Below are 3,648 nucleotides of genomic sequence, written 5' to 3' on the forward strand. Positions count from 1 at the left end.
AGAGTCCTCAGGAGTCCGACAGCACGGATTACGGCCTGATGAAGGGCGAGCGGGTCAAAAACATGGATCTGCAGCAGGAGATGCGCGAATCCTATCTGGCTTATGCTTTGTCCGTGATTGTGGAGCGTGCCCTTCCCGATGTTCGCGATGGCATGAAGCCTGTGCACCGCCGCGTGATCTACGCCATGTACGACGGTGGGTATCGTCCCGATCGCGGATACAACAAGTGCTCGCGTGTGGTCGGTGATGTGATGGGCAAATACCATCCCCACGGCGATTCGGCCATTTACGACACCTTGGTGCGTATGGCGCAATCCTGGTCGATGCGGTATCTGCTCGTTGACGGGCAGGGTAATTTCGGCTCGCCCGGGGATGATCCCGCTGCGGCCATGAGGTACACGGAATGTCGTATGGCACCTCTGGCGATGGAGATGGTTCGGGACATCGACAAGGACACGGTCGATTTCGTTCCCAACTACGATGGCAAAACGCAGGAGCCCACCGTTCTTCCGGCACGGTTCCCGAATCTTCTTGTCAATGGGTCGGCGGGAATCGCCGTCGGTATGGCCACCAACATCCCTCCGCACAACATGCGGGAAGTCGCTGATGGAGTCCATTGGGCCCTGGATCATCCCGATGCGACGCGGGAGGAGCTTCTTGACGCCTTGATCGCCCGGATCAAGGGTCCGGATTTTCCGACCGGGGCCACCATTCTTGGACATCGCGGCATTGAAAAGGCCTATCGCACGGGTCGCGGTCTCATCACCATGCGGGCCGTCGTCAACACCGAGGAAATCCACGGCCGCATGTGCCTTGTGGTCACCGAGCTTCCCTATCAGGTCAATCCCGACCGGCTCGCCGCGTCCATCCGTGAGGCTGTCCGTGATGGGAAGATCCAGGGCATCGCGGATATGCGCGATGAGACCTCGGGACGCACGGGTCAGCGACTGGTGCTTGTTCTCAAAAGGGACGCTGTTCCGAAGGTCGTTCTCAACAACCTGTACAAGCACTCCCAGCTTCAGCAGACCTTCGGCGCGAACATGCTGGCTCTTGTGGACGGCGTTCCGCGCACGTTGAGTCTTGATGCCTTCATCCGTCACTGGGTATCCCACCAGCTTGAGGTCATCGACAGGCGGACTCGGTATCTCAAGCGCGAGGCGGAGGAACGCGATCATATCCTTCAGGGCTATCTCAAGGCCCTGGACATGATTGATGAGGTCATCGCCCTGATCAGACGGTCGCGTGACGTTGAGACGGCGCGTACCGGATTGATGGATCTTCTGGACGTGGACACCGTCCAGGCCGACGCGATTCTGGCCATGCAGCTGCGGCGGCTGGCGGCGCTGGAACGTCAGAAGATCATGGACGAGCATGAGGATCTCATGGTGAAGATCGCTGACTACGAGTCGATTCTTGCCAGCCCGGAGCGCCAGCGCACGATCGTTGGAGATGAGCTCGATGAGATCGTCGGTAAATATGGTGATGATCGTCGCACCCGCATCCTTCCGTTCTCCGGCGAGATGAGTGATGAGGACCTCATTGCTGAGGAGAATGTCGTCGTCACGGTGACGCGCTCCGGTTATGTCAAGCGCACCAAGGCGGACGAATACCGGTCGCAGCATCGTGGCGGCAAGGGGATCCGTGGAACAAAGCTTCGCGATGACGACATCGTGGATCATTTCTTCCTCACGTCCACGCACAACTGGCTTCTGTTCTTCACGAACACGGGACGGGTCTACCGCCTCAAGGCCTATGAGCTTCCGGAGGGATCGCGTGATTCCAAGGGGCAGCATGTCGCCAACCTTCTGCAGTTCGCTCCCGACGAGTCCATTCAGACGGTTCTGTCGATAGCCGACTACAATGCCGCTGACTATCTGGTGCTGGCCACCAAGACCGGAAAGGTCAAGAAGACCCGTCTTGCGGAGTATGATTCGCCGCGTCAGGGAGGTCTGATCGCGGTCCGGCTCACCGTCGGAGAGAATGGCGAACCCGATGAGTTGGTAGGTGCCGCGTTGTGCGATTCGGATGACGACATCATGCTGGTCTCACGTAATGGCATGAGTCTGAAATTCCGTGCCGATGACAGTCAGCTTCGGCCAATGGGACGGCAGACCGCCGGTGTGCAGGGTATGCGTTTCCGTGAGGGCGACAGCCTGCTGACGATGGATGTGGTGTCAGCCGACAGTGATCGTGATCTTCTGGTCGTCACCGATGAGGGATTCGCCAAGCGCACGGCCGTGGGGGAATACCGACTTCAGGGCCGCAACGGTTTTGGCGTCAAGGCCCTGCAGCTTGCCGAAGGCCGTGGAACTCTGGTCGGTGCCGTTATCGTGGGCGACGACGACCAGATTCTTGCGATCATGAGATCCGGCAAGGTGATACGCTCCGCCGTCAATGAGATCAAGCAGACGGGACGCGCCACCCAGGGAGTCACCTTGGCCAAGCCTGATGCCGGTGACCTTATCATTTCCATTGCCCGCAACGAGGAGACGGATGACGAGGATGACCCCGATGATTCGGTTTCCACTGATTCTTCGAAGGTTGATAGTGACGCGGCGACGGATTCCACCAATGGGGTCGACGGGGGTATCGTGGAGACTTCAGACGGGCAGGAGTAATCGTCTGTTTCAACTGATACCCTCTGTGTGGTGTCTATGTGGTGGACGACGAGACAGGGTAAGGAAGCAGGATGAGCGCATATGACGAAGATGATATGCCTGAGGCGGTCCGGTCGTCGATGAGTGGTGAGCATGCTGCCTCAAATGGCCGATCCATCAGATCGTCTGTGGATCATCAGGTGTTTCCGACCCAATCCCGTCAATCTCCGCGGTCCACGCCGACCGTCGCTCCCCGTCGTGCCCGGCGTGGAGCACCACGTGCCCGGCGCATGAGCCTTTCCTTGACCAAGGTCGATATATGGTCGATGGCGCGTGTCACGTTCCTTCTCTCCGTCGCCGGTGGAATCATTCAGATCGTTGCGGTGGCGGTGGTGTGGCTGGTTCTCAACGCCATGGGGCTGTTTTCGCAGATTGACCAGATCGTCTCCTCGACGGGATTGGATACCAGTTCGTTCAATCTGTCGGACGTGTTCTCCATGAGCACCATACTCAGTGCCGTCACGATATTCTCCGTTATGGAAGTCGTCCTCTTCACCATTCTCGCGGCGATCGGCGCTTTGCTCTACAACGTGGTCGCCGCTCTGGTGGGTGGAGTCCACGTGGTGCTTGGCGACGATTGATTCCTTCCCCGGGTTTTCGCCCGGGACACGTATCCTTGGAGAGGATGGTTTCCCACACCAGAGGAGGATACGATGATTGACGGTTTCAAGAAGTTCATTTCGCGCGGCAGCATGATTGACATGGCGGTTGGTGTCGTGATGGGCACCGCGGTCACTGCCGTGGTGACGTCGATTGTGAATAATTTCATCAATCCTCTGATCGCCATGATCTTCGGCAAACCCAATATGGATGGACTTCTGGCCTTCACTTTCAACAACGCGACAATTTCGTTCGGTGCCATTCTCAGTGCGGTGCTCAACTTCCTGTTGATCGCCGTCGCGGTCTATTTCTGCATTCTTGTGCCGATCAACAAGTTTCGTGACATGTCCGCCGCAATGTTGGCCAAGCGTGGTGTCGCCGCGTCCGAGGA

General features: G+C 58.1%; 3 protein-coding genes. All 3 read left to right on the forward strand.

The genetic code is table 11. The features are described 5' to 3' along the window. Positions 1-2,618, forward strand: a 2,618-nt coding sequence (gene gyrA / locus Q1X90_RS03760) for a DNA gyrase subunit A (protein WP_300766682.1), incomplete at its 5' end; no start/stop codon positions are given. 71 nt (positions 2,619-2,689) lie between these two features. Continuing rightward, a complete protein-coding gene (locus tag Q1X90_RS03765) occupies positions 2,690-3,238 on the forward strand; it encodes a DUF3566 domain-containing protein (protein ID WP_300766684.1) in 549 nt (182 codons plus the stop codon). A 72-nt stretch (positions 3,239-3,310) separates the two neighbouring features. Further along, positions 3,311-3,648 (forward strand): MscL family protein (locus Q1X90_RS03770; RefSeq protein WP_300766686.1); only part of this gene is annotated, 338 nt, incomplete at its 3' end.

Source organism: uncultured Bifidobacterium sp., assembly GCF_949292005.1.
Lineage (GTDB): Bacteria > Actinomycetota > Actinomycetes > Actinomycetales > Bifidobacteriaceae > Bifidobacterium.